This is a genomic window from Solibacillus sp. FSL R7-0668 (genome assembly GCF_038006205.1).
Lineage (GTDB): Bacteria > Bacillota > Bacilli > Bacillales_A > Planococcaceae > Solibacillus.
Window position 1 is genome coordinate 2,933,699 of record NZ_JBBOUU010000001.1, and the last position, 25,275, is coordinate 2,958,973.

Annotated in this window: 26 protein-coding genes, 1 riboswitch and 1 other annotated feature; of the genes, 9 read left to right on the forward strand and 17 right to left on the reverse strand. The window is 38.2% G+C overall.

The window, feature by feature from the left end:
- Window positions 1–17: 17 nt before the first annotated feature.
- From MKX47_RS14590 to MKX47_RS14630, 9 genes are all read right to left on the reverse strand, one after another.
- Complete coding sequence (locus MKX47_RS14590) at window positions 18–704, reverse strand: response regulator transcription factor (protein ID WP_340775553.1); 687 nt, start codon at window positions 702–704, stop codon at window positions 18–20.
- Between the two features lie 150 nt (window positions 705–854).
- Window positions 855–3,269, reverse strand: a complete 2,415-nt coding sequence (leuS, locus tag MKX47_RS14595; protein WP_340775555.1) for a leucine--tRNA ligase — start codon at window positions 3,267–3,269, stop codon at window positions 855–857.
- A 114-nt stretch (window positions 3,270–3,383) separates the two neighbouring features.
- Window positions 3,384–3,602, reverse strand: a binding site (T-box leader).
- Window positions 3,603–3,655: 53 nt separating this feature from the next.
- Window positions 3,656–4,816, reverse strand: a complete 1,161-nt coding sequence (locus MKX47_RS14600; RefSeq protein ID WP_340775558.1) for an MDR family MFS transporter — start codon at window positions 4,814–4,816, stop codon at window positions 3,656–3,658.
- 152 nt (window positions 4,817–4,968) lie between these two features.
- The gene (locus tag MKX47_RS14605) at window positions 4,969–6,267 is read right to left on the reverse strand and encodes a TRAP transporter large permease (protein ID WP_340775560.1); all 1,299 of its coding nucleotides are present in this window, start codon (window positions 6,265–6,267) and stop codon (window positions 4,969–4,971) included.
- 11 nt (window positions 6,268–6,278) lie between these two features.
- Window positions 6,279–6,836, reverse strand: coding sequence for a TRAP transporter small permease (locus tag MKX47_RS14610; protein WP_340775564.1), 558 nt, complete (start codon window positions 6,834–6,836; stop codon window positions 6,279–6,281).
- A gap of 12 nt (window positions 6,837–6,848) precedes the next feature.
- Window positions 6,849–7,949 carry a TRAP transporter substrate-binding protein DctP gene (dctP, locus tag MKX47_RS14615; protein WP_340775565.1) on the reverse strand — a complete coding sequence of 367 codons (1,101 nt, stop codon included), beginning with the start codon at window positions 7,947–7,949 and terminating at the stop codon, window positions 6,849–6,851.
- Window positions 7,949–8,932 carry a fumarylacetoacetate hydrolase family protein gene (locus MKX47_RS14620; RefSeq protein WP_340775568.1) on the reverse strand — a complete coding sequence of 328 codons (984 nt, stop codon included), beginning with the start codon at window positions 8,930–8,932 and terminating at the stop codon, window positions 7,949–7,951. The genes dctP and MKX47_RS14620 overlap by 1 nt, the downstream gene beginning before the upstream one ends.
- Before the next feature lie 12 nt (window positions 8,933–8,944).
- A complete protein-coding gene (locus tag MKX47_RS14625; protein ID WP_340775571.1) occupies window positions 8,945–9,724 on the reverse strand; it encodes a cyclase family protein in 780 nt (259 codons plus the stop codon).
- A gap of 20 nt (window positions 9,725–9,744) precedes the next feature.
- Window positions 9,745–10,554 (reverse strand): TrmB family transcriptional regulator, encoded by an 810-nt coding sequence (locus MKX47_RS14630; protein ID WP_340775574.1) that lies wholly within the window; start codon window positions 10,552–10,554, stop codon window positions 9,745–9,747.
- A 483-nt stretch (window positions 10,555–11,037) separates the two neighbouring features.
- Here MKX47_RS14630 and MKX47_RS14635 point away from each other — a divergent pair, with 483 nt between their 5' ends.
- The 3 genes from MKX47_RS14635 to MKX47_RS14645 are packed head-to-tail and all read left to right on the forward strand — an operon-like array spanning window position 11,038 to window position 13,019.
- Complete coding sequence (locus tag MKX47_RS14635; protein WP_340775576.1) at window positions 11,038–11,997, forward strand: TIGR01212 family radical SAM protein; 960 nt, start codon at window positions 11,038–11,040, stop codon at window positions 11,995–11,997.
- Window positions 11,994–12,575: a class I SAM-dependent methyltransferase gene (locus MKX47_RS14640; protein WP_340775579.1), complete on the forward strand. Its 582-nt coding sequence runs from the start codon at window positions 11,994–11,996 to the stop codon at window positions 12,573–12,575. The genes MKX47_RS14635 and MKX47_RS14640 overlap by 4 nt, the downstream gene beginning before the upstream one ends.
- 39 nt (window positions 12,576–12,614) lie before the next feature.
- The gene (locus MKX47_RS14645; protein WP_340775582.1) at window positions 12,615–13,019 is read left to right on the forward strand and encodes a pyrimidine dimer DNA glycosylase/endonuclease V; all 405 of its coding nucleotides are present in this window, start codon (window positions 12,615–12,617) and stop codon (window positions 13,017–13,019) included.
- Between the two features lie 22 nt (window positions 13,020–13,041).
- On the opposite strand, the gene MKX47_RS14650 is transcribed toward MKX47_RS14645, so the two are convergent.
- Entirely contained in the window at window positions 13,042–14,499 is a 1,458-nt protein-coding gene (locus MKX47_RS14650; RefSeq protein WP_340775584.1) for an alanine/glycine:cation symporter family protein, read from the reverse strand.
- A gap of 129 nt (window positions 14,500–14,628) precedes the next feature.
- On the reverse strand, window positions 14,629–15,435 hold the full coding sequence (locus MKX47_RS14655; RefSeq protein ID WP_340775586.1) for an alpha/beta hydrolase: 807 nt from the start codon (window positions 15,433–15,435) through the stop codon (window positions 14,629–14,631).
- Between the two features lie 138 nt (window positions 15,436–15,573).
- Between MKX47_RS14655 and MKX47_RS14660 the strand changes: the two genes are divergently transcribed.
- Complete coding sequence (locus MKX47_RS14660) at window positions 15,574–16,098, forward strand: gamma carbonic anhydrase (protein ID WP_340775589.1); 525 nt, start codon at window positions 15,574–15,576, stop codon at window positions 16,096–16,098.
- A gap of 82 nt (window positions 16,099–16,180) precedes the next feature.
- Here the strand turns inward: MKX47_RS14660 and metK are convergent, their stop codons facing one another.
- Complete coding sequence (gene metK / locus MKX47_RS14665) at window positions 16,181–17,377, reverse strand: methionine adenosyltransferase (protein WP_340775592.1); 1,197 nt, start codon at window positions 17,375–17,377, stop codon at window positions 16,181–16,183.
- A 198-nt stretch (window positions 17,378–17,575) separates the two neighbouring features.
- A riboswitch (SAM riboswitch) is annotated at window positions 17,576–17,691 on the reverse strand.
- 210 nt (window positions 17,692–17,901) lie between these two features.
- Between metK and pckA the strand changes: the two genes are divergently transcribed.
- Window positions 17,902–19,488: a phosphoenolpyruvate carboxykinase (ATP) gene (pckA, locus tag MKX47_RS14670; RefSeq protein WP_340775595.1), complete on the forward strand. Its 1,587-nt coding sequence runs from the start codon at window positions 17,902–17,904 to the stop codon at window positions 19,486–19,488.
- A gap of 151 nt (window positions 19,489–19,639) precedes the next feature.
- Here pckA and MKX47_RS14675 read toward each other — a convergent pair whose 3' ends face one another.
- From MKX47_RS14675 to MKX47_RS14690, 4 genes are all read right to left on the reverse strand, one after another.
- The gene (locus MKX47_RS14675) at window positions 19,640–20,434 is read right to left on the reverse strand and encodes an alpha/beta hydrolase family protein (RefSeq protein ID WP_340775598.1); all 795 of its coding nucleotides are present in this window, start codon (window positions 20,432–20,434) and stop codon (window positions 19,640–19,642) included.
- On the reverse strand, window positions 20,418–20,885 hold the full coding sequence (locus tag MKX47_RS14680) for an NUDIX hydrolase (protein WP_340775600.1): 468 nt from the start codon (window positions 20,883–20,885) through the stop codon (window positions 20,418–20,420). The genes MKX47_RS14675 and MKX47_RS14680 overlap by 17 nt, the downstream gene beginning before the upstream one ends.
- A 69-nt stretch (window positions 20,886–20,954) precedes the next feature.
- On the reverse strand, window positions 20,955–21,260 hold the full coding sequence (locus tag MKX47_RS14685; protein WP_340775602.1) for a transposase: 306 nt from the start codon (window positions 21,258–21,260) through the stop codon (window positions 20,955–20,957).
- A gap of 83 nt (window positions 21,261–21,343) precedes the next feature.
- Complete coding sequence (locus tag MKX47_RS14690) at window positions 21,344–21,787, reverse strand: Dps family protein (protein WP_340775605.1); 444 nt, start codon at window positions 21,785–21,787, stop codon at window positions 21,344–21,346.
- A gap of 244 nt (window positions 21,788–22,031) precedes the next feature.
- Between MKX47_RS14690 and MKX47_RS14695 the strand changes: the two genes are divergently transcribed.
- The 4 genes from MKX47_RS14695 (at window position 22,032) to MKX47_RS14710 (ending at window position 23,750) form a co-directional block, all read left to right on the forward strand.
- Window positions 22,032–22,184: a hypothetical protein gene (locus tag MKX47_RS14695; protein WP_340775608.1), complete on the forward strand. Its 153-nt coding sequence runs from the start codon at window positions 22,032–22,034 to the stop codon at window positions 22,182–22,184.
- On the forward strand, window positions 22,181–22,339 hold the full coding sequence (locus tag MKX47_RS14700; RefSeq protein WP_340775611.1) for a hypothetical protein: 159 nt from the start codon (window positions 22,181–22,183) through the stop codon (window positions 22,337–22,339). Before MKX47_RS14695 ends, MKX47_RS14700 begins: the two co-directional genes overlap by 4 nt.
- The gene (gene yidD / locus MKX47_RS14705) at window positions 22,336–22,569 is read left to right on the forward strand and encodes a membrane protein insertion efficiency factor YidD (RefSeq protein WP_340775614.1); all 234 of its coding nucleotides are present in this window, start codon (window positions 22,336–22,338) and stop codon (window positions 22,567–22,569) included. Before MKX47_RS14700 ends, yidD begins: the two co-directional genes overlap by 4 nt.
- A 191-nt stretch (window positions 22,570–22,760) precedes the next feature.
- Window positions 22,761–23,750, forward strand: a complete 990-nt coding sequence (locus MKX47_RS14710) for a metal ABC transporter solute-binding protein, Zn/Mn family (RefSeq protein ID WP_340775617.1) — start codon at window positions 22,761–22,763, stop codon at window positions 23,748–23,750.
- 78 nt (window positions 23,751–23,828) lie between these two features.
- Here MKX47_RS14710 and MKX47_RS14715 read toward each other — a convergent pair whose 3' ends face one another.
- On the reverse strand, window positions 23,829–25,265 hold the full coding sequence (locus MKX47_RS14715) for an o-succinylbenzoate--CoA ligase (protein WP_340775619.1): 1,437 nt from the start codon (window positions 25,263–25,265) through the stop codon (window positions 23,829–23,831).
- Window positions 25,266–25,275: the final 10 nt, after the last annotated feature.

Consider the following 25,275-nt stretch of genomic DNA (forward strand, 5'->3'; position numbering starts at 1 on the left):
ATGCTAAAAAGCACCTTTTATTTCACTTCAAATTTGTAGCCAAAGCCTCTTACTGTTTGAATATATTTCGGCTTCGTAGGATTGGTTTCGATTTTTTTACGCAGCATACTAATATGTACAGTAACAGCCTTCAAATCCACAATCTCTTCATAGCCCCATACCTCATCAATAATTTGCTCGACGCTTAATACTTGATTGCTATTTTCGACAAGATAAAATAAAATTTGCCTTTCCTTCGTAAATAGATGCACCTGTTCCCCGTTGATGTAAATATTCTTTTCTTCAAAATCAATGAGCAGATTATCCAATTTTAGCTGTTGCTTTTTCGCACTTACACTCTTTTTTCGATTGATATGTGCTTTAATTCTTGCAATCACTTCTTTTGCGATAAATGGTTTCGTGATATAGTCATCTGCCCCTACATCAAAGCCTGTCAATCGATCATCTACCGTATCATTCGCTGACACAAAAAACATTAGTACTTCTGATTGCTGACGGATATATTTTGCTAATTCCATTCCTGAGCCATCTGGTAAATTAATATCAATCAGCATTAAATCAATCGAATGTGCTTCAAATTGCTGTTTCCCCTCAGAAATAGTTCTTGCTTTGACAATATTGTAGCCTGCATTTTGTACATAGAGTGAGAGCACTTCTAATATATCTTCATCATCTTCAATAATTAAAATTGTCGCATCCTCCATATGATTCCTCCACTTGAATAATTTTGTATCTATACTAGAAAATAGTATCATATTTTACAAATGTTTCACATTAGAAACATTTGTTTTCTCGAAAAATAAGAAAGACTGCTCAGATACAATGATCTGAACAGCCCTTATGAAAAATATTCCTTATTTTACAACAATGTTTACTAATTTCCCTGGAATGACGATGACTTTTACAACGTCTTTACCAGCGATGAATTCTTGTACTTTGCTATCTTCAAGTGCTACTTTTTCTAATTGCTCTTTCGAAACGTCTTTCGCTACTTTGACTTTGGCACGAACTTTACCTAATACTTGCACGACAACTTCAATTTCATCATCTACAAGCTTAGATTCGTCGTATGTTGGCCACTGTTCATACGTAATTGTACCTTCATGACCTAAAATCGCCCAAAGCTCTTCTGCTATATGTGGTGCGATTGGTGATAATAATTTAACAAAGCCTTCTACGTATTCAGTTGGAATCACTTCTGCTTTGTAGCCATCATTAATGAATACCATCATTTGCGAAATTGCTGTGTTGAAACGGATGCCTTCGTAGTCATCTGTCACTTTTTTCACCGTTTGGTTATATACTTTTTCTAACGTTTTATCGTCAGAAGCCTGTACTTTATCGGCTAATTTGCCTTCGTCTGTTACAAATAGACGCCAAATACGATCTAAGAAACGACGCGCTCCGTCTAGACCATTTGTAGACCACGCTACAGAAGCTTCTAATGGCCCCATGAACATTTCGTATAAGCGTAATGTATCGGCACCATGAGACTCGATAATATCATCGGGGTTGACAACATTACCTTTAGATTTCGACATTTTTTCATTGCCTTCACCTAAGATCATTCCCTGGTTGAATAGCTTTTGGAATGGCTCCTTCGTATGAACAACACCTAGATCATAAAGTACTTTATGCCAGAAGCGTGCGTATAGTAAGTGAAGTACCGCGTGCTCCGCGCCACCGATGTAAATATCAACAGGTAACCAGCGTTTTAGTAGCTCCGGATCTGCGATTGCTTTGTCATTTGTCGGATCGATATAGCGTAGGAAGTACCATGAAGAACCCGCCCATTGTGGCATTGTGTTCGTTTCACGACGACCTTTTTTACCTGTTACCGGGTCTACTACATTTACCCAATCTTCAATATTGGCAAGCGGTGATTCGCCTGTTCCTGAAGGTCGGATGTTTGTTGTTTTTGGTAATTCTAATGGCAGCTCATTTTCAGGAATTGTTGTCATTGTGCCATCTTCCCAGTGAATAACCGGAATTGGCTCACCCCAATAGCGTTGACGGCTGAATAACCAATCGCGCAGACGATAAGAAATTTTCTTTTCCCCTACACCGTTTTCTTCTAACCAAGCAATGGCTTTTGCGATGCCCTCTTCTTTGTTTAAACCATCTAGGAAATCCGAGTTAATGTGTACACCGTCACCAGTGAATGCTTCGTTTTCGATGTCTCCACCTTCTAATACCGGTGTAATTTCTAGACCAAACTCTTTTGCAAATTCATAGTCGCGCTCATCATGTGCAGGAACCGCCATGATTGCACCTGTACCGTATGAAGCTAATACATAGTCCGCAATCCAAATCGGCACTTGTTTTCCGTTAATTGGGTTCACTGCATACGCACCTGTGAATACCCCTGTTTTTTCTTTCGCTAAATCAGTACGTTCTAGGTCTGATTTTAGAGAAACTTTTTCTAAATAAGCTTCTACTGCCTCTTTTTGTTCTGGTGTTGTAATGTCAGATACAAATTTATGCTCTGGCGCTAATACACAGTAAGTAGCACCAAATAATGTATCCGGACGTGTTGTAAAGACTTCGAATGTTTTGTCTGTATCGGCAATTGTGAATTTCACTTGAGCCCCTTCAGAACGACCAATCCAGTTGCGTTGCATTTCTTTAATTGACTCTGGCCAATCTACATCTTCTAAATCGTCTACTAAACGATCTGCGTACTTTGTAATACGTAGTACCCATTGGCGCATCGGTTTACGCACGACTGGATGACCACCACGCTCTGAAAGACCATCGATTACTTCTTCATTCGCAAGCACTGTCCCTAATGCTTCACACCAGTTTACAGCGATTTCATCGACATAGGCTAAATCCATTTCCACTAATTTCGTGAAAATCCATTGCGTCCATTTGTAATAGGAAGGATCTGTCGTGTTAATTTCACGGTCCCAGTCATAAGAAAAGCCTAATTCGTTAATTTGACGCTTAAACGTCTCGATGTTTTTAGCCGTGAATTCTGCTGGGTCATTCCCTGTATCTAGTGCGTATTGCTCTGCTGGTAGACCAAACGCATCCCAGCCCATTGGATGCAGTACGTTGTAGCCCTGCATACGTTTGAAGCGTGAAAGGATATCTGTCGCTGTGTAACCTTCTGGATGACCTACGTGAAGACCTGCACCTGATGGATATGGGAACATGTCTAAAGCATAGAACTTCGGTTTGTCGACTTCATTTTCTGTTTTGAATGTTTTGTTTTCAGCCCAAAACTCTTGCCATTTTTTTTCGATTTGCTGATGATTAAAGCTCACAATAATTTCCTCCTTTAAATACGATTGATTGCTCTGTTAGGAAGTATTTCTAATTCGCACAAAAATTAACTGAATATTTGAACAATAAAAAAATCCCGCCCCTATCTTATAAAAGACAGGGACGAGAGATAATTGTTAAACTCCCGCGGTACCACCCAAATTAGTGACACAGCACTCAGCTTGTAAATTCTTAACGCGAATACACGGCTTCACTTACTAAGTGTTCAGCAAAGCATACTCCGAGGCGAGTTCAATTTATCACTTACTAGCTTACACCGACCGCTAGCTCTCTAAAAAGTGAAGCCATCTACTATTCCTCATCACAGTTCAATTTATATTATTTCATTCATTCTAATGGATTGCGCCAAAAAGTACAAGAGGGAGTTTTACGCATCCTTCAAGGCTCGGTCATAAACTAAGCATGGGATAATCGCCACTAATATAAAGATGGCTAAAAACAGCATGAGCACTTGCATGCCATACATGTCTACCATAAACCCACCTAATACCGGACCAATCATGCGTCCAACTGTTGAAGCGCTGTTTACTAAGCCCTGATAAAAGCCCTGCTGTCCCTGTGGAGCAAGTTTATTAGCAATAAGCGGAATCACTGGCGTAAAGAACACCTCACCAAATGTTAAAATAACCATCGCTGCGACAAACATTTTAAAATCCTGTGCAAAATAGACAACACCAAATGATGCCGACATTAATACCAAGCCAAGTACAAGCTGATGCTTAATTTTCTTTTCCCAGCGTGTAATAAGTGGCTTAATAATTGGTTGAACCGCCACGATTAAGAAACCATTAATTGTCCATAATAGGCTATATTGTGACAAACTCATCCCTAGCCCTTGTGTATAAGATGAAATCGTTGCGCTCCATTGCGAATAGCTTAACCAACAAATAATAAGGGAAATACTTAAAATCGCAATGGCTAAAATTGGCCCCTTCTCTCGATCACGTGCTTCATTGGCAATTGACTTGGTTGTCACTTGATTCGTATCAAAACGTTTAAAGGCTGTGACGACAAGAATTAAAAACAGAGCATAAAACGTTAAATTTGCATAAAACACATACTCAAATTGAAAATCTGCGATAATTCCCGCTAATGCCGGTCCGATTGCTACCCCAACATTATTCGCTAAGAAAATGGAATTAAATGCTTTTCTTCCACCTTCTGGCCAAGCACTTCCAGCAATTGCATAAAGTGCAGGATAAACAATCCCGCCACTAAAGCCAAGCATCGCTAAAAAGATGACATACTGTGGCCAATCATGCCAAAACGTTAATAACGAAATCGACCCTAAATTGAGCACAACCCCAATTAATATCGCCTTATAGCCACCTAATTTATCAAATAAAAAACCACCAACTAAATTACCAAACACCCCTGCTAACGAATTTAGCATAAGTACGACGCCAGCAACTGTTAATGACTTCCCCAAATGATCATGTATATAAATACTATTCAAAGGCCATAAAAATGAATTGCCTATCGTATTAATTAACGTGCCAATAATTAATAACCAAACTTGTTTCGGCATACTTTCAGCCTCCAATATTTTGCATTACAAAATATCAGTGTATTCTTGTTAAACTAAATTTACAAGAATAATATTTATAACTTTTTTATTAATCCCTTATTTTTACACCAGTGAAAAAGTCGCTTACGTAATCGCAAACGACTTTTCTAAACCTACATTAAACTTGGTAAAAATAAAATGATCTGAGGAAAGAATAAGAAAATTAACAAGATGATAAAATCTGTTAATATAAACGGAATAGACCCCTTTAAAATTTCCGCGTAATCGCTACCCTTAACAGCTCCTTGTATCATAAATATGCTCAAACCAAATGGTGGGGTTACAAGTGAGATCTCTGCAAGGAAAACTACAATAACACCAAACCAAATTGGATCGTAACCTAATTCAATCACTGCAGGTAATATTATTGGAATAGTTAAGAACATCGCTGATAACATGTCAATAAACATCCCTAAGAAAATATACATCGCGCAAATACCAAACATAATAATTATAGGATGTACATCTAATCCTGTTAAAAAATTCGATACTGTTCTAGGAATTTGTGATATCCCCAAAAAATACCCAAATAAAAATGATGATACAACAATAAAGAACACGGTAGCAGATGTTTTAATGGACTCAATAATAGAAAGTTTGAACCCTTCAAATGATAATTTTCCTGAGAACACTGTAATTAACAACGCTAACAATGCTCCAATTGCACCAGCTTCTGTTGGGGTAAAGAAACCTAAATATAGCCCTGCCATTATTGCACCAATTAATAATGTTATACCCCAGATTCCTTTAAGTTCTTTGATTTTTGTACTTAAAGGCTGACGTTCCATTTTGGGTGCCAAATCTGGATTTCTTTTCAATATGACATAAACCGTAACAATATAGCCAAAAGCAATAATTAATCCCGGTACAATTCCAGCAATTAAAAGCTTACTAACAGATTGCTCTGCTAATATTGCATAAATAATCATTAACATAGAAGGTGGTATCATTTGTGCTAATGGACCAGCAGAAGCAACAATACCATATGCTAATCTTCTACTTACACCTAAGCGCTCCATCTCAGGAATTGTAATGCGGGCTAGTGTAGCTGTAGAAGCTGGCCCAGAACCATTCGCAGCTCCAAAGGCTGCTCCCCCTACAATTGTTGCATAACAAATACCACCACGTACTCTATCAAACCAAACATTAATAGCAGAGAACATATTAGTTGCAAGTTGTCCGTAAAACACGAAATATCCCATTAATATGAACAGTGGAATTACTGTAAATGTATAGTTTGCTGTTGTAGAGAAAGGTACCATTCCCATTAATTTCAATGCAGGATTGGATCCGCTAATAATCCAATAGCCTACAAAACCTACTACACTCATTGCCAATGCAACTGGTACACGAAGCATTAATAATGCAACTACAATAATAATGCCAATGACACCAATCATGACTGTACTCATCGTATCACCTCCTACATTTGCTCTGTTATATGTTGTAACTCCGGAACTTTTTCTAGCTCTTTTTCAATTATATTTTGCGGTTCTTTTTGCTTTTGCGTTACAAGAACAATAATATCAATTGCAAATCGTATAGCTAATAAAAACATTGCAAGGAAAATTGCTAATCTACCTGGCCAAAATGGAATCGAAACAATTCCCATAGCTGTTTCTCCATTTTGAAAGGATTCTAAAAACTTCAATAAACCTTGATAACTAAATACGCTCGCAATTACAAAGCCAATCGAATAAGAAAGTAAGTCAGTCAATTTTAAAATAAAAGATGGAAACACCTTATTCATGATATCTACAGCAATATGTTCTTTTTCACCTTGCACATAAGAAATACCCAAAATTGTAACACCTACCATTAGCTGTGAAGATATTTCAAAAATACCTGGAATACTATAGTTAGCAAATTTCCGCAAAATCGACTCTACACTCACAACTAGCATCAGCATTATTAACAGGGTACCTGCTAAATACACTAGTAAAACCTCTATTTTCTTTTGTATATTTAAAAGTTTATCCAAGGTTTTCACATCCTATTTTGGTAGTCCGTTTTTTTGATACTCTTCATCATACTGTGCAATTAACTCAATAAAACGATTTAATATTTCTTCTGCCGGCGATCCACTACGCTCTTCTATCCACTTCTTCCACACTGTTGTTTTGGCAATTTCCTGTAACTTTTGGATATCTTCTGTTGTTTCTTTATTAAATTTCACACCTGCATCTTGGAACTTTTTAAGAGCAACTGTCTCATCACTTTGTATTTGATAAATTTCATGGAAGGCAACGGCATTTTCAATAGATGCTTCATCAAAAATCTCTTTTAAATCATCTGGCAATGCTTTATATTTGTCACTATTCATTCCAAATATGCCACCTTGACTACCAATAGGTATCGTCCAAACGCTCTTTGCTATTTCATGAATACCATAAGTAGATGCTGACGTATACCCTAAGAACCCTCCATCTACTGCACCACGCTCCATTGCTTCAAAGCTTTCAGGCATTGTTACACCAACCGCTGTAGCTCCTAAAGCGTCTGCAATCAAAGCTTGACCACCTGCCGCGATAACCTTCATACCTTTTAAGTCTTCAAAAGAAGCGACATCCTTTTTAGAAATAATATGATAAGAAGGTAGTGCCCAGGCACCTAGAACTTGAATATTTCGATTTTCAAACTCCAAACTTAACTCTGGAAACTCTTTATATAAATCTAGTAAAGCTCTTGTTCCAGTCCATTGATCTTTCCATAACGCCGGTAAAGATTCGATTGTACTTAGTGGATTATTTGCTGGAGTATAGCTAGGTGCTAATAATGCAAGATCAGCAATTCCAGAACCTACGGCATCTGCTGCATCTGCAGGCTTGACAAGTGCGTCACTGTAGTAACGTTCAAATGTAATACGCCCATCTGATTTTTCTTCAATTGAATCTAGTAGTGCATCAAAACCTTGGGATAAAGCAGCCTGTTGAGGTGCTTGAACAGTAGATTTGAATATATACTTTTCAGCTGATTTCGAACCACTATCCCCAGCATCATTAGTAGAATCCTTACTTGAAGTATCTTCTCCACCACAAGCTACTAACACAACTGCTACCATTACCAACAAAAAAATTAGAAGATAACGTTTCATTATGCTAACACCCCTTCCTTTACTTTAACTTGATTACGTAAAATGCCTAAACGTTCAATTTCCAATTCTATTACATCGCCATCGTTTAAAAACTTCCCTAATTCCAATCCACAACCATTTCCAACTGTGCCTGATCCTAATATATCACCGGGTACAAGCGTCTCACTTTGTGATACATAGCTGATAATATCTGCAAAACTACGATACATTGTTGATGTATTACCATCACTCCAGATTTCTCCATTTATCTTTGCAGTCATCCGTAAATTGTATACATTTTCAATTTCATCTGCTGTAACTAAGTAAGGTCCCATTGCTGTGCAAAAATCTTTTCCTTTTGCTGGTCCTAAACGCCCTTCCATTTCACGTAATTGTGTATCACGTGCACTAAAATCGTTATAAATCATATAGCCGAAAATATGCTTTTCTGCTTCTTCAGTAGTCAAATCAATACCCCGTTTTCCAACTACACAAGCTATTTCTAATTCATAATCCATCACATTCGAATATGATGGCCACTGACAAATTTCTTCTGGACCAATTATTGTAGATGTAACTGTTTTGTAATAAATTGGACGCTCATACCAAACTTCTGGTACATTTCCCCCTAAGGAATTTTGATAATGAAGCTCGAATGATAAAAAATCACGCACCGTTGGAGGTTTTTTTAGAGGTGCATGTAGTTTTACGTCTACTAGTTCATAAACATGCTTTTCAAATTCAGTTTGTGAAATTTGCTGAGCAAAAGTATAAGCTCTTTTTGCAGCATCCATTGTAATTTCTCCACCTTCGATAAATGCCGTCATACATCTTGGTATCAACGACTCCGAAAGCGCTTCCACACGATTAATATCTACAATTTTTTCAGCCCTTAAGACAGAACGATAAGCTGCTGCTAAATCTACTACTTTGTCTTCAAAAATTGCGCCGATTTGTTCAGTATATGGAAATGAGTTATTAACCGAAAATAAACAAAGTTTCATCCTTAGTCCTCCCTAGTCTTCAATAATCGCAATTGGACGTACCCATCCTGCACTTGCTTTATAAATGTTGATTGGCATACAAATTGTTTTAAAACCATGTGATGGAAGCTTTTCTAGATTTGCCATTTTTTCAATTTGACAATATTCTTTGTACATTCCTACTCTATGAGCTTCCCAAATTACTTTTGGATCCTTTGATTCTTTAAAATTCGCTGCAATTTTCTCGAAAGGGACATCTAAGCCCATGGCATCTGTACCAATTATTTTTACACCTAAATCAATTAGATAGTGAGTAGCTTCTGCACTCATTCCTGGGAACTCAGTGAAATACTCTGGTGTACCCAGTTTTTTATCTGCATCAAAACGTAAGTACACTATGTCACCTACTTTAATTGTGTAATTCATTTCCACTAGAGCAGCTTCTATATCTGCAATTTTTACTGTTTCACCTGGTTTCATATGAGAAAAATTAAACACTACTCCATCTCCCATAAACCAGTCCAGTGGCAATTGATCTATTGTACGTGCTGGCTTTCCGTCTGTGGTTGGATAATAGTGATATGGGGCGTCTAGATGTGTACCAGAATGAGTAGTTAATGTTATTTTTTCTGTAGCCCACCCATACTGTTCGGGTAAATCTTCTTCTGTACACCCTAAAACTTGAGTAATTTGTGGTACTGTCACCCTATGATCCATATACTCAATTTTCGCTGTCAATTGACGATGATATTCAAATGGAATTTCACTTTCTTTTGGATTTTTAATCGGCACTGATAAATCAATAATACGCATAATTTCATCCCCCTTAAAAATTAAATGTCTAATAGACCTTTTAAATCTTCCCCGTACTTTTCAATAGCTTCCACATAGAAATCTTGAAGTACTCTATTTACATATATGTCATGTCGGATATAATTCAATGTTGTTTGAACTAAAGCTACACTATCAGACACAACCGTAAATACATGATGTTTCTTCAAATGCGAGATCAATACATTTTTCTCATCAATAACAACATTTACTTCATGAAGATGACGCAAAGTTACAATACTTGCACTTAGATGAGTAAACTGCTTCCATGGAACTTCCACTTGATGTTGATCAAATAATAACACTACGATTTTAACGCCACGTTTATGAGCTGCAATTAGTTGTTCATTTAATAACAATTGATGCACTTTCCAACAACAAACATAAATACTTTTTGAACTACTATCAATCATGTCTTGTATTGCTTTTACTGTTAAGTCATAATCAACAATTTGATATAGTTCTTGTTTTAAATTTTGCTGAGGCTTTTCTTCCTCAATTTTTTTTAGTTCTTTTTTTAAAAAAAGAACATCATTACTCACACTAGAATGAAAATTTTCTAATATTTGTTCGTAAGGTGTCGCAATATACTTCACTTTTAATTTCTTATTTGATTCATCATAAACCGCAGAAACAAATCCTTTTTCAATCATATTCTGCATATTGCTATACACTTTAGGACCCGGTACTCCTGAAATGTTAGCAATTTCATTACCATTCAATGCCGAACTCCCTAACAATGTCATATAAATTTTAGATTCATATTCAGTAAAACCAATTCTTTTTAACCTTTCTGTCACTTGATTTCGCATATACAACACCTCAACGAAATTTTACTACTACAGTAGTAAAATTTCAAACTATTTATTTCAATTTTCTAAAATTTCTGAATAAAAATTTTGCTAATGTAATAATATCCATCACACTTTTACGATAACACTAAAAAATCTACTATATTCTATATATTTCTACTTAAAACGTATTTTTCGAATTTTATTTCGATATACTGAATTTTTTATTATTCAAATCCCAAAATTCATATATTTACATTTCACTACATAAATGCAGGGGAATTTTCATGGATAATACTTTTTTCTAAATATACGCTCTATTAACCCATTTTTTATTATCCTATCGATGTAAACATTCACTATGTCATCTCTAACTTATGGTGATGAGCCATATTTATTTATCAAGCAACACTTTTTCACTATTTATTCAACTACTTATTACTAAAGCATGACTTCATATTCAAGCCATGATAAAATGGATGGTTAGAGGAGTGAAACAGACTTATGACTGAAACAAATTTCCCTTTCCCTTCAGACGGAAAGCGCTATTATACATGGAATCGCTATTTGCGAAATGAATTTGGAAAAAAGGTATACAAAGTAGCACTCGATGCTGGCTTTGACTGCCCTAACCGTGATGGTACGGTTGCCTTTGGAGGCTGTACATTTTGCTCGGCAGCCGGCTCAGGTGATTTTGCTGGCAATAAAGTTGACCCAATTCCAGTACAATTCGAGCAAATCAAAGCAAAAATGGAGAACAAATGGAAGGACGGCTTAACGATGGCTTACTTCCAAGCCTATACGAATACACATGCGCCCCTTGAAGTATTAAAGGAAAAATTCGAGGCTGCACTCGCTTGTGAAGGTGTGATGGGCATTTCAATTGCAACACGCCCTGACTGCTTACCAGACGATGTTGTCGAATATTTGGCGGAATTAAACGAACGCACCTATCTTTGGGTAGAACTCGGCTTACAAACCGTACATGAAAAAACAGCTAACTTAATTAACCGTGCCCATGATTACGAAACCTATGTGGAAGGCGTTAACAAGCTCCGCAAACATAATATCCGCATTGTGACACATATTATTAACGGCTTACCGCTTGAAGACTACGATATGATGATGGAAACGGCGCGTGAAGTGGCAAAGCTTGATGTCCAGGGCATCAAAATTCATTTATTACACTTATTAAAAGGCACACCACTCGTAAAACAATACGAAAAAGGCATGCTTGAATTCATGGAGAAGGATGCCTACATTAAACTTGTCGCAGATCAGCTAGAAATCATCCCTCCAGAAATGATTGTACATCGCATTACAGGTGATGGCCCTATCGATTTAATGATTGGCCCTATGTGGTCGGTCAACAAATGGGAAGTGCTAAACGGTATTGATGCAGAGCTGGAACGACGCGGTTCCTGGCAAGGTAAGCATTACAAAGCGGAAGTGACGAACGAATGAAGCTAGAACGTGTTATTCAATACGCACAAACACTCCTACAAATGAGCGTTGCGGAGGGAGATATTGCAGTCGATGCAACAGCTGGAAACGGGCATGATACATTATTTTTAGCAAACCTTGTTGGCGATGATGGCTTTGTGTATGCATTTGATGTGCAAAAAGAGGCCGTAGATGCGACATTGCACCGCTTACTGGATAATGCATTAGAACACCGCGCCATCGTGTTACGCGACGGGCATGAAAATGTAGCGAAATATATCAATAAGCCTGTTTCTGCTGCCATTTTTAATCTTGGCTATTTGCCCGGTAGTGACCATGAAATTATTACAAAGTCCAATACAACCATCCAGTCACTCGAAAGCCTACTTCCATTATTAAAGGTAGGCGGCATGATTGTATTAGTTGTCTATCATGGACATGAAGGCGGAAAAGAAGAGCGCGATGAAGTCATTCGCTTTGTTAGTGACCTCCCGCAAAAATACATTCACGTACTACGCTATGAATTTATCAATCAAAAAAACGACCCACCTTTTATCCTAGCAATCGAAAAAGTAAAAGAATTTAAGACAGAGAGCTAAGCCATTTCGCTCTCTGTTTTTTAGAAATGAGGGGAACTTATGCGTTTATGGCATTATGAATTGATTCCGTATTTACCAAAAAGCCAGCTCCTTGCACAGTGGCGCGAGCTCAACAGCATTTTTGCGAAAGAAGATAAGCATATACTCATTAATTATATTTACGAATACCCAAAGCATGAATTATATGTATACACAGAGCTTGTGCTGCAAGAGATGAAATTGCGCGGAATCAATATTCGAACACTCGATAAAATGGCACGCTATTTTGATGATCTTGAAATGCTTGAAACGATCACACCCTTCGCAAAGCATCATAATAAAGCCTACTTAACCATCTGCTACTATAATTTATACGAAAAATTTATTCGTGGACAAAAGGATTTCTCCCCCGAGCAATTTGCCGCACTAGATGCTTATTATAACGAAAAAGGGCAACCGAAATAATTCGGTCTGCCCTTTTTTGTGTTTATTTATTACGTGCTTCCCAAAAATCCGCATTTTTAATGCCAAGCTTTTTCGGATCGAACTCTGGGTCTTTTCCTTCTTTTTTCTGCTGCTCATAGTCTTTCAACGCCAATAATGCCGGCTTCATAATAAATAGCATCATAATGACGTTAATCCAAACCGTCAAGCCTAATCCTACGTCACCAAACGCCCAAGCTAAATCAGATGTTTTTACCGTACCGTAGAATGCAGAAGCTAATAAAATAATTTTCATTGCAAAAATGCCAATTTTTTCGGCACTGCCCTTAAACATATATGAAACATTTGTCTCTGCTATATAGTAGTAAGCCATTAATGTTGTGAATGCGAATAAGAATAATGAAATTGCCACAAATCCAGAACCGAAGTTATTTAACGCAGGGAAAGCCTCATTGACAGCTGCCTGTGTAAAGCCTGAATATGTGATTGTTTCATCCATCTTTGCCTCGATTAAGGCACCATCTTGACTACCATCATGTACGTTGTATGTGCCCATAAATAAAATCATTAATGCTGTTGCAGAACATACTAATAACGTATCAATATAAACAGATGCTGCCTGTACTAAGCCTTGCTTTGCAGGGTGAGAAACTTCTGCAGCCGCTGCTGGATGTGGTCCCGTACCTTGACCTGCTTCGTTTGAGTAGATCGCACGTTTTACACCCCAGAAAATAGCGCTACCAATCATCCCACCAAATACGGCATCCGATGCAAATGCACTACGGAAAATTAAACCTAAAACAGCAGGTACTTCAGAAATATTCATAATGATAATAATAAATGCAACTATCAAATAGGCTAATGCCATAAACGGCACTAAAATTTGCGCTACGTTGGCAATACGCTTGATTCCACCAAAAATGATAATACCAAGTAAAAGAATTGTCACTAATCCCGTAATCCAAGGGTCAATACCAAATGCATTTTGTACTGCACCTGAAATGGCATTAGCTTGTACCCCTGGCATTAATACTGCAACTGACATAATCATTGCAATCGCAAAAACAATACCTAATGCTTTGATTCCTGTTGATTTTTCGATATAAAATGCCGGACCACCACGATATTGGCCATCCTTTTTCTCTTTATAAATTTGTGCGAGTGTTGACTCCATATACGCTGTCGATGCACCGATAAACGCAGTTACCCACATCCAGAACACCGCACCAGGACCACCAAATGCAATTGCTGAAGCTGTACCGATAATATTACCTGTACCTACACGACCCGATAAGGCAATCGACAACGCTTGGAATGACGAAACCCCTGCGTCTGATTTTTGCCCTGTAAACATTAGCTTGAACATATCACCAATCAGTCGAACTTGAGCGAACTTTGTTAAAATCGAAAATAACAATCCGACAATTAAAATCCCATAAATCATTACTGGGCCCCATAAAATATTATTGGCCCATCCTACAAACTCATTAATAAAGTTCATAAAATTCCCCCTTGTTGACTTAGTGTATTATTTTATATTTTAGTATATTACAAATATTCTAAAATTTCGATATTTTTTTACAGTATATTAGAAAAGCCTAGTAAAATATCATTTTTACTAGGCTTTTCTTTATTCGATAATATATCCCAAATCACGCAAAACATTGTCTATAAAGTCGACACTATAGCGAAATACTTCCTCACGCTCCAACTCAAAGTATAGGCTATGCAAACAGCCTTTCCATTGTTTATAGTGAAATTCAGAAAGGTTCATTTGCTCGTAGGCCCATTTTTTCGTTGCTTGAACATCTGTAATTTTATCATTTTCCCCAGTCATCACTAATAGCGGGACATTTGGCAATTTAAATTCGGGATCACGAATAATTCGTGTCAGCTGCTGCCAATCCCGATACCATTTCACCGTCACTGTATTCGTTAATGGTAGAAATTCCTTCAGTTCCATTAATACATCTGTGTTTCGTGTCAGATGTTGCAATGTCAGCTCATGCTTCAACTTAACATTTGATGTAATCGCACTAAAGCTTGATAGTGCATTGGATAATTTGCCCGGTGTCAATTTTAAGTTAATCCACGGTGAAGTTAATACAACCCCAGCATAATCGAGTTTTTGCTTCCTTAATACATAAGTTGCAATTGTAGCACCTAATCCATGACCTATGACAAATAGTGGTAAATCATATTCTAATGCTATTTTAAATAATAATTTTGTATATTTATAGTATCCATCGAAATCTTCATCATGATTTCTAGCAAATTTTGCTTGCTCCCCATGCCCTGGTAAATCACCCATTACGACATGAAAGCCTGCACTCCTATATTTTTCAATTAACCATGCGTACCAGCGATGCTGCTCATATACACTATGGAGAATGACGATTACTGCTTTTGGCTGCTGTTCTGCTTCCCATTTCCACATGGTCAAACCACTCTTTCTTTCAAATTTCTATTTTCTATCATACATTGTGTAACACATAAATGCTAATTGAAAATTCCCCTCCATTTGTTACGATAATAACAGCACATACTATTTTAGATAAGAATGGAGAAGTTGCACATGATTTATCCTTACAAAGACAAGTCACCTACTATTCATCCTAGCGCGTTTATTGCGGATTACGCAACGATAACAGGTGATGTCACAATTGGTGCCGAAACAACAATATGGTTTAATACGGTCATTCGCGGAGATGTCAACAAAACGATTATCGGCGAACGCGTGAGTATTCAAGATTTATCCTGTCTTCACCAAAGCCCTGCTTATCCTTTAATTGTGGAAGACGAAGTAACTGTAGGTCATCAAGTCACATTACATAGCTGTACAATAAGAAAACGCGCACTTATCGGGATGGGTTCCATTATTTTAGACGGGGCTGAAATTGGTGAAGGAGCGTTCATAGGTGCTGGTAGCCTCGTTCCCCCCGGAAAAGTTATTCCCCCAAATTGTTTAGCGATGGGGCGTCCTGCTAAAGTGGTCCGTGAGCTTACCGAAGCAGACCGTACCGACATGGATCGAATTATCCGCGAGTATGTTGAAAAAGGGCAGTATTATAAATCCTTACAAAATAATACACGCATCTAATTGTTTATTATTAATTAATACGAGTTACAAATGTAAACGGGGTCATTATTAGCACATTACTAATAATGACCCCGTTTTAATTTTATAGGCCTGCTTTTTCTTTTAACACTTGTGCTTTGTCTGTGTTTTCCCAAGGCACATTTAAATCTGTACGACCAAAGTGACCATAAGCTGCTGTTTGCTTATAAATCGGACGACGTAGGTCTAACATTTTGATGATACCTGCTGGGCGTAAATCGAATAACTCGCGTACCCATTCTACGATTTGAGCTTCCGCAACTTTACCAGTACCAAATGTATCTACTGCAATTGAAACAGGTTGTGCAACGCCGATTGCATACGCTAATTGTACTTCCGCACGATCTGCTAAGCCTGCTGCTACGATATTTTTCGCTACATAGCGTGCTGCATAGGCTGCAGAGCGGTCTACTTTTGTTGCATCCTTACCAGAGAATGCACCACCACCATGACGTGCATAGCCACCGTAAGTGTCTACGATAATTTTACGACCAGTTAAACCAGCATCCCCTTTAGGACCACCGATTACAAATCGACCAGTTGGGTTAATGAAGTATTTTGTTGCCTCATCTAATAATTCAGCCGGAACAACTGGTGCAATAACATGCGCCTTCATGTCTGCTTGAATTTGCTCTAATGTTGCCTCTTCATCATGTTGCGTCGAAATAACGATTGTATCAACACGTACTGGGACGTTGTTTTCATCATACTCAATTGTTACTTGTGTTTTACCGTCTGGACGTAAGTAAGCAAGCTGACCTGATTTACGTACTTCCGATAAACGACGCGCTAATTTATGCGCTAATGAAATTGGCATTGGCATCAATTCTGGTGTTTCGTTACATGCATAACCGAACATTAAACCTTGGTCACCTGCACCAATTGCTTCTAACTCATCCTCTGTCATTGAACCTTCACGCGCTTCTAACGCTTGATCTACACCTTGTGCAATGTCAGGAGATTGCTCCCCTACCGCTACAAGTACTGCTAGGTTTTCAGCATCAAAGCCGTATTTCCCACGTGTGTAGCCGATTTCTGCTACCGTGTCACGGATGATCCCTTTCATATCTACATATGTAGAAGTTGTAATTTCTCCTGCTACTAATACTAATCCCGTAGTAACGGTCGTTTCACATGCTACACGTGCATTTGGATCTGCTGCTAAAATTGCATCTAAAATTGCATCTGAAATTTGGTCACAAATTTTGTCTGGATGTCCTTCCGTTACACTTTCTGATGTAAACAGTCGACGATTTGCCATGTCTATTTCCTCCTAAAAACCTTATAAGTATTTTTGACGGTACTCATTACGCCCATGTTCAGCTTCTTGCTTTATCAACACGAGTTATTCGAAAGGCATTTAAGGAAATTTCCCTTTATAAAATAAAAAAACCTTTCGCTCTGATCTGTGCATGCGTTGCACAGCGAGGAAAGGGTTACGTTCGTTCATTACCTTTCACTCTTATCGTTCAAGGAATAATCCTTGCGTCAGATTGGCACCAACGCATGTCGTGAATGTACATGCAGGTTGCCGGGTTTCATAGGGCCTGACCCTCCACCAGCTCGGGATAAGAGTATCCGTTCAATTACACATCTTACGTAAAAAAAACTTAGCTGTCAATTAATATCGACTTTATTCATACAGTTTTCAAACAGATAAAAAAACGCAAAAAAATAATTCATAATTAGTATAGATTATTACATTCAATGTGTTATACTATTTTTGAATTAACAAACAACTCCCCTACACATGGGAATACTATAACAAAGGATGGTATTTAATAGATGAATTCGGTAGAAATTGCTAACGAGCTGAAAGAACTTTTAAACGGGGATAACATTCAAACTCAATTATCAGTTCCACAATTAGTTGAAAAAGCTACATCACGTGGAGAAGCAATGTTAACTGTAGAAGGCGCATTACGTGCTGAAACAGGTAAATATACTGGTCGTTCTCCTAAAGATAAATATATGGTTGAAGAAGAATCTTCAAAAAATAAAATCGACTGGGGCAAAGTGAACCGTCCGATCTCTGCAGAAGTTTTCGATAAACTTTATGTGAAGGTAGTCGAGTACTTAAAAGAGCGCGATGAATTATTCGTATTCAACGGCTATGCAGGTGCAGATAAAGCTTCTCAATTATCTATTAAAGTAATTAATGAATACGCTTGGCATAACCTATTCTGCCATCAATTATTCATCCGTCCTACTGCAGAAGAATTAGCTACGCATCTTGCTGATTTCACAATCGTTTCTGCTCCAAACTTTAAAGCAGATCCAGAAGTAGATGGCACGGAATCTGAAACATTTATCATTACATCACTTGAAAAGAAAATCATTCTTATCGGTGGTACAGAATATGCTGGAGAAATGAAAAAATCAATCTTCGGTATCATGAACTACTTATTACCAGAACAAGATATCTTCCCAATGCACTGCTCTGCAAACGTTGGTGAAGCTGGAGATGTATCATTATTCTTCGGTTTATCAGGTACTGGTAAAACAACTTTATCAGCAGACGCTGACCGTAAATTAATCGGTGATGACGAGCATGGCTGGTCAGACAATGGCGTATTTAATATCGAGGGTGGTTGCTATGCAAAAACAGCAAACCTTTCTCCTGAAAACGAACCAGAAATTTATGCAGCTATCAAATTCGGTTCTGTATTAGAAAACGTAGTAGTAGATGCACAAACGCGTGTAAGTGATTACAATGACCTTTCATTAACTGAAAATACACGTGTAGCGTACCCAATCGACTACATCGAAAATATCGCTGTACCATCAGTGGCAGGTCACCCAAATACAATCATCTTCTTAACAGCAGATGCATTTGGTGTATTACCTCCAATCTCAAAATTAACAAAAGAGCAAGCAATGTATCACTTCTTAAGCGGCTTCACTTCGAAGTTAGCTGGTACAGAGCGCGGCGTTACAGAGCCAGAGCCAGTATTCTCTACATGCTTCGGTTCACCATTCTTACCATTACCTGCAACAGTGTATGCTGAGCAATTAGGTAAGAAAATCGACGAGCACGGTTCTCAAGTATTCTTAGTAAACACTGGTTGGACTGGTGGCGAATACGGTGTTGGTAGCCGTATGAAGCTTTCTTACACTCGTACAATGGTACGCGCAGCAATCGAAGGTAAATTAAACAATGTGGAAACAACTCAAGATACTGTCTTTGGATTAAACATCCCAGTAGCAGTTGAAGGGGTACCAACTGACGTGTTAAATCCTCGTGATGCATGGGCTGACAAAGTAGCTTACGATAAAAAAGCAGCTGAGCTTGCTGATTTATTCAAAAACAACTTCACAAAATTCGCAAATGTTGATGAAGTAATTGTGAAAAAAGGCGGTCCTTTAGCATAATTTGCTTGAAAAAGCGATACGCTGTAGTTAGCTAAAATCTATCCGACATAACGTTTAACTTGGGCGTACATGTACTTGTGCGTCCCCCTATTGAGGGTAAACATCATATAATCGCATATCATAATTGAAAAAAGGATGTTACGCATTAATTCTAATGCGTAACATCCTTTTTCGTTTTCATCCAATTACATAATTTTTCTACCGTCATCCGATTGAGCTTCGGTGGATAATGATGTTTTAAGCCAAATGAAAACCATGTTTCAACTGACTTCCCTTCATCCTTTAAATAGAGCTCCAGTTGATAGGCATGCTCAATATCCACATGCTGATCTTCTGTCCCATGAATGATTAATACAGGGGCATCGATTTGAGCAACCTCATAGAGCGGTGTCCGGTCTTCATAGTTTTCGGGTACTTTATTGGGTGTCCCCCCTACGATACGTTTTAAGCCTCGACGCATATCAACCCGCTCCCAATACGTAGCAGTCGCATCCGAAACTCCTGCCCATGTGACAAGTGATTTCACTTCATCGCTTAATATCGCAGTCCATAATGCCATTAAACCCCCGCGTGAAAAGCCATAAATATTCACTTTTTCGACATTTGCAAATTGCTTTAAGATGGCAATCGCATTCAGCGCATCGTAGCGATCATCCCCGGCAAATTCATCCTTCCCCTCACCACCACGATTTCCGCGGTAATACGGAGCAAATACAACGAATCCTTGCTGTGCAAATTGAGCGATACGAGCAGGCCTTACCATCCCGATCGATTGTAAGCCACCTCGTAAATAAAGCATCGCCTCATAGTTTCCCGCATTTACTGGCTGTGCTAATAAGCCTTTTACACGTAGTCCTTGCGACCAATACGTAATTTCATGTAAACGAACTTGCGGATTTGGTGAGGGATATTGTCGGATTGAAAAAATCTTACCATTGTCGTTCATGATTTTTCACTTCCTGTAACATTTTTTTCATCCCTGCATCACGCATATAAAAGCTTAAATTCGGCTGCTGCCAAAGCTCATCTTCCGTTAACCATAAAATTCCTTCCGTTTCATAATCACCGACAAATGGTTCGATTGTTTTAACCTTTGCGGTAAATACCGCTTTGCAAAACGGGATGTCATCATGCACAATATAATACGCAAACCATTTCTCATCTTCTATTACAACATTGGCCTCTTCATAAACCTCTCGAATCGCTGCCTGTTGCAAGGTTTCTCCTGGCTCTTGCTTACCTCCAGGAAACTCAACACCACGACGATGATGAATCGTACAAAGCCATTTTCCATCGTGTTGCACAAGCGCCAGCACATGCTTCGGCTCTACTTTAAAAGGCCCTTCATCAAAGCGCAAATCTACTTGTAACCCATTTTCATCAATAAATGTAAACATTCTCGCTCAACTCCTACAAACTAAGTGTAGCGAACGAGGGCGAATCATTCAATATGAGATATCATCTTTCTAACGAAAATAGGGAAGCTGCTCGACAAATTTTTTGGCCTCATCATCGCCAAACTCATGAACGAGTGCGTATATCTTTTGCAGACGATAATCAAGCTCATGATTTAAACGATCCATATGATAGGGGATAAACGGCATATGTGCTCGAAATGCATTTGATGCTTCTAAGCTTTGCATTTGTGTAAATAGTTTCGAAAATACTCGCGCCTTAACTGGATCCATTTGCAGCACAAATTCATACGATGATCCTGGCTGCATATTACATGTTAAATGCACGACCGATACATAGATATTTTGTTTTTGCATAGTAGTTCACCTCAACTATTAGCTTGCTTAATATCTAAAAAACTATGCAAAAAAACGACCCCAAAATCGGAGTCGTTCTCTTTTTAGTTTCCTAAATAGGCATTTAACATCCAAGCATGCTTTTCTAAGCTTTGGAATGTTGCGTTCAATAAATCTTCTGTACGATCATCACCAGCTTCACTTGCTGCTTCCATCGCTTTCTTTAAAGCCTTCATAATCGTTTGGAAGTCGGCAATTGTTGTTTCAACCATTTCTTCTGTTGACTCTTTCCCTGTCGCTTCATCGATTAATGATAATTCTAAATGCTCTTTTAACGTCGCAACTGGTTTACCACCTTTAGATAAAATGCGCTCCGCAATATCATCTAAATTAATCGTTACTTCATTATAAAGCTCTTCAAATTTCGTGTGTAATGTGAAGAATGATGGACCGTTTACATACCAGTGATAGTTATGTAATTTTGTATACAAAACTGACCACGTTGCTACTAATTCATTTAATTGTCCATTTAATTTTTTCTCTGCCATGCTCGTCACCTCATAAATTATATTTAAAATCTCTAATTTAGTAGAGATTCTATCCCTAATTGAAAAACATTATCACTAATATCATAATACATCATTTTGAGAAATGCTATGACAAATCCCTGAATTTAACTTCCCTTTAACATTATTGCCTAATAAAAGCATTTTAAAACATAATATGTTCAAAATTTTAGTCGTCCTTTTATTGTAAAATAGAATAGAGTACATATAAATTGGAGGTAATATGATGACCATGACAATCATTTTTATTGCAGTAATCGTCATTTTTATTATTACTGGCTTTTTTTTAACGGCTGTCAATTGGGGTTATAAAGTAAAGCAAACTGTTGATACCATTACACATGATGATTGTGAACAAATAAATGAGGTGAAAAAATGAGCTTACCCGTTGTACTAATTATTATTGTAACCATTATGGGCATATTTGCATTCTCAATCATTTTACTTGCGCGCAAAAACAACGTATCATTAAAGCAGACCGTTGATGCAAAACCGGTTCGAGCCTATAAAAATGGAGAGCAGAAATCGCAATGAAAAAAATTTTTATCGGCTTCATTCGCCTGTATCAAAAATACTTGTCGCCAATGAAGCCTCCATCATGTCGTTTCCACCCTACTTGCTCAAGCTATGGTATTGAAGCTATACAAAAGCATGGGGCTATTAAAGGAACCGTGATGACCATTATTCGTATTTTAAAATGCCAGCCACTTCATCCCGGTGGCTTTGATCCAGTGCCAGACAAATGGCCTTCGAAAAAGCACTAATTTTCGAAGGCTTTTTTCATCGCCTGAAAAACCACCTTTTTTGTGCCATTTAGCTAAGAAATCTCTACAGCTCACACCAAATTTTCTTTAGTTATGCTTTTTTAATTGTGCTTTCACCTATTATCTTGTATGCTATATAATGTTTCAAAAATACAAATCGTAATTATTACTATTTAAGGGGTATAGAACAGATGAAAAAATGGATTTTATTAATTCCAATAGTAACGTTATTATTAGCGGCTTGTAATGCTACTAATGACAAGGCCGTTTCTACACAATCAGATGACAAGCTTTCCATTTATACAACCGTCTATCCGTTACAATATTTCACACAACGTATTGGCGGTGACTTTGTGGAGGTTACGTCCATTTACCCAGCAGGTGCAAATGAGCATACGTTCGAGCCAACCCAAAAAGATATGATGGCTTTAGCGGACTCAGAGCTTTTCTTTTATATTGGTTTAGGCTTAGAAGGCTTTGTTGAAAATGCTAAGAAAACATTGGCCAATGAGGACGTGAAATTAGTACCTACTGCTGAAGGCGTAACGGAAGAACAGCTTCATATTTCAACAGGACATACACATGCAGAGGCTGAAGAAAGCGACCATGACCATGAGCACGAACATGGGGATGAAGAGCATGAAGGGCATACAGATACAGAGTATGATGCACATGTTTGGTTATCACCTGTTATTTCACAGCAATTAGCATTCGCAATTAAAGAGGAGCTTGTCGCTGCTTTACCAGAGCAAGAAGCAATCTTTACCCAAAACTATGAGGCATTAGTAGCCGAATTAACTACATTGCATGCAGATTTCGAAAAGATGGCCTCTGATGCGACAAAGAAAACCTTCTTTGTCTCACATGCAGCATTCGGTTATATCGCTGGTCACTACGGATTAACGCAGGTTCCGATCGCTGGCTTGAATTCACAGAGTGAGCCTTCTCAAAAAGAGTTGACTGCGATTGTCGATTTAGCTAAAAAAGAAAAGATCGAATATATTTTCTTTGAACAAAATGTATCATCCAATTTAACAACAATTATCCTAAACGAATTAGGTGCTGAAACACTGACGTTGCATAACTTAAGTGTTTTAACAAAGGAAGACATCAAAAATGAAGAAGATTACTTCACATTGATGCGCCAAAACATAGAAGCATTAAAGCAAGCATTAAACTAAAATCGTGCTAGCCTCTATCCACAGCAAAAAGGGTCCACCCCTAGAATTTATTTCTCGGGCAGACCCTTTTCTCATTATTTACTGCGTTTCCAAGCCGTTTAACTGTCTTCTCAGTAGTTTGTTGGAGCCATTTCTAGGAAGTTCACTAACAACATGAATCGTTTTTGGCGTTTTATAGCTCGCTAAATTCCTTTTACAAAAATCAAGCAATTGCTTTTCCGTGATAGGTGCTTTCAATACGACAAACGCTACAGGCACTTGTCCCCACTTGGCATCCTCAACTCCACATACGCCTGCTTCTTTCACTGCCTCATGCGCTAATAACATATTTTCGATCTCTGCTGGATAAATATTCTCCCCACCAGAAATGATTAAATCACTGCGACGATCCACCACATACAAAAATCCCTGTTCATCCAAGTACCCCATATCCCCCGTATGAAGCCAGTCGTCTTGAGTAGTCGGTTGATCTTTGAACTTTCCGACATATCGCGGCGTAACATGTGGGCCGCGCACTAAAATTTCACCAATTCCCTCTTTATTCGGGGCATCAATGATTATTTGATTAAAAAATAATGGCTTGCCTGCAGAACCCATCTTCAAAAACGCATCTTCACTCGCTAATGTTGAGGTTTGCGAGGATGTTTCAGTCATTCCATAGGTTTGAGCCACACATAGACGTAGCGATTGCGCACGCTGTAAATATGCTGCAGGTACAGGGCCGCCACCCGCGAGCATCGTTGTAAAATTTGGATGTGCTGTTACATTGGTACGTTCCATTTCTGATAAAATATGTTCGAGCGTTACGGCTACTACTGACATTTTCGTTACAGAACCATTGGCAATTTCTTGTGCACAAGCTTGTGCATCGAATTTTTCATATAAACGTATTTTCATGCCATATAGTAAAGAACGAACAATGATCGAAAAACCACTTATATGAAAAATCGGTACGGTGCATAACCAAGCATCCTGTTCCGTCAAGCCTAAATTTAATGCCGAGCTAACCGCACTCGCACTATGATTCCCAACCGTCTGACATACCCCTTTCGGAAAACCTGTAGTACCGGATGTATACATAATCGTCAACGCAAAATCATCATGCCATTCTGATGCAATTTCAAAGGGTTGTGGCTCTATTTTATGGAGTGTTGAAAATGAAATTAGCTGCTCATTTGATTCGAATTTTTCAAGCTCCGAGTCCGCTACTAAAATGCCATCCACCTCTGCATCCGCAACTTGATAGCTCAGCTCCTGCTTTGATAAACGCCCATTTAGTAATACCATCTCGCACTGTGCTTGCATACAGGCATAGAGCAATTCAATCAGCTTCGGTGTGGACGGCGCTAAAATAGCCACACGTTTTCCTTTTGTTAAATGACATGCATGTAGTTTGTACGCGAGAATAACCGATTTTTCGTAGAGCTCCTGAAACGTCCACTGCTCCTCATGAAAACTAACCGCAATGCGATTTGGTGTTAAATATGCTCGCTGTTTAATCCAGTTTGGCTGCATGATAATTCCT

Bases quoted from the DNA above. Each gene is read 5' to 3' on its own strand.
- MKX47_RS14590 (WP_340775553.1), bottom strand. From the start codon at position 704: ATGGAGGATGCGACAATTTTAATTATTGAAGATGATGAAGATATATTA.
- MKX47_RS14600 (WP_340775558.1), bottom strand. From the start codon at position 4,816: ATGCCGAAACAAGTTTGGTTATTAATTATTGGCACGTTAATTAATACG.
- MKX47_RS14605 (WP_340775560.1), bottom strand. From the start codon at position 6,267: ATGAGTACAGTCATGATTGGTGTCATTGGCATTATTATTGTAGTTGCA.
- dctP (WP_340775565.1), bottom strand. From the start codon at position 7,949: ATGAAACGTTATCTTCTAATTTTTTTGTTGGTAATGGTAGCAGTTGTG.
- MKX47_RS14620 (WP_340775568.1), bottom strand. From the start codon at position 8,932: ATGAAACTTTGTTTATTTTCGGTTAATAACTCATTTCCATATACTGAA.
- MKX47_RS14625 (WP_340775571.1), bottom strand. From the start codon at position 9,724: ATGCGTATTATTGATTTATCAGTGCCGATTAAAAATCCAAAAGAAAGT.
- MKX47_RS14630 (WP_340775574.1), bottom strand. From the start codon at position 10,554: ATGCGAAATCAAGTGACAGAAAGGTTAAAAAGAATTGGTTTTACTGAA.
- MKX47_RS14635 (WP_340775576.1), top strand. From the start codon at position 11,038: ATGACTGAAACAAATTTCCCTTTCCCTTCAGACGGAAAGCGCTATTAT.
- MKX47_RS14640 (WP_340775579.1), top strand. From the start codon at position 11,994: ATGAAGCTAGAACGTGTTATTCAATACGCACAAACACTCCTACAAATG.
- MKX47_RS14645 (WP_340775582.1), top strand. From the start codon at position 12,615: ATGCGTTTATGGCATTATGAATTGATTCCGTATTTACCAAAAAGCCAG.
- MKX47_RS14650 (WP_340775584.1), bottom strand. From the start codon at position 14,499: ATGAACTTTATTAATGAGTTTGTAGGATGGGCCAATAATATTTTATGG.
- MKX47_RS14655 (WP_340775586.1), bottom strand. From the start codon at position 15,435: ATGTGGAAATGGGAAGCAGAACAGCAGCCAAAAGCAGTAATCGTCATT.
- MKX47_RS14660 (WP_340775589.1), top strand. From the start codon at position 15,574: ATGATTTATCCTTACAAAGACAAGTCACCTACTATTCATCCTAGCGCG.
- metK (WP_340775592.1), bottom strand. From the start codon at position 17,377: ATGGCAAATCGTCGACTGTTTACATCAGAAAGTGTAACGGAAGGACAT.
- pckA (WP_340775595.1), top strand. From the start codon at position 17,902: ATGAATTCGGTAGAAATTGCTAACGAGCTGAAAGAACTTTTAAACGGG.
- MKX47_RS14675 (WP_340775598.1), bottom strand. From the start codon at position 20,434: ATGAACGACAATGGTAAGATTTTTTCAATCCGACAATATCCCTCACCA.
- MKX47_RS14680 (WP_340775600.1), bottom strand. From the start codon at position 20,885: ATGTTTACATTTATTGATGAAAATGGGTTACAAGTAGATTTGCGCTTT.
- MKX47_RS14685 (WP_340775602.1), bottom strand. From the start codon at position 21,260: ATGCAAAAACAAAATATCTATGTATCGGTCGTGCATTTAACATGTAAT.
- MKX47_RS14690 (WP_340775605.1), bottom strand. From the start codon at position 21,787: ATGGCAGAGAAAAAATTAAATGGACAATTAAATGAATTAGTAGCAACG.
- MKX47_RS14695 (WP_340775608.1), top strand. From the start codon at position 22,032: ATGACCATGACAATCATTTTTATTGCAGTAATCGTCATTTTTATTATT.
- MKX47_RS14700 (WP_340775611.1), top strand. From the start codon at position 22,181: ATGAGCTTACCCGTTGTACTAATTATTATTGTAACCATTATGGGCATA.
- yidD (WP_340775614.1), top strand. From the start codon at position 22,336: ATGAAAAAAATTTTTATCGGCTTCATTCGCCTGTATCAAAAATACTTG.
- MKX47_RS14710 (WP_340775617.1), top strand. From the start codon at position 22,761: ATGAAAAAATGGATTTTATTAATTCCAATAGTAACGTTATTATTAGCG.
- MKX47_RS14715 (WP_340775619.1), bottom strand. From the start codon at position 25,265: ATGCAGCCAAACTGGATTAAACAGCGAGCATATTTAACACCAAATCGC.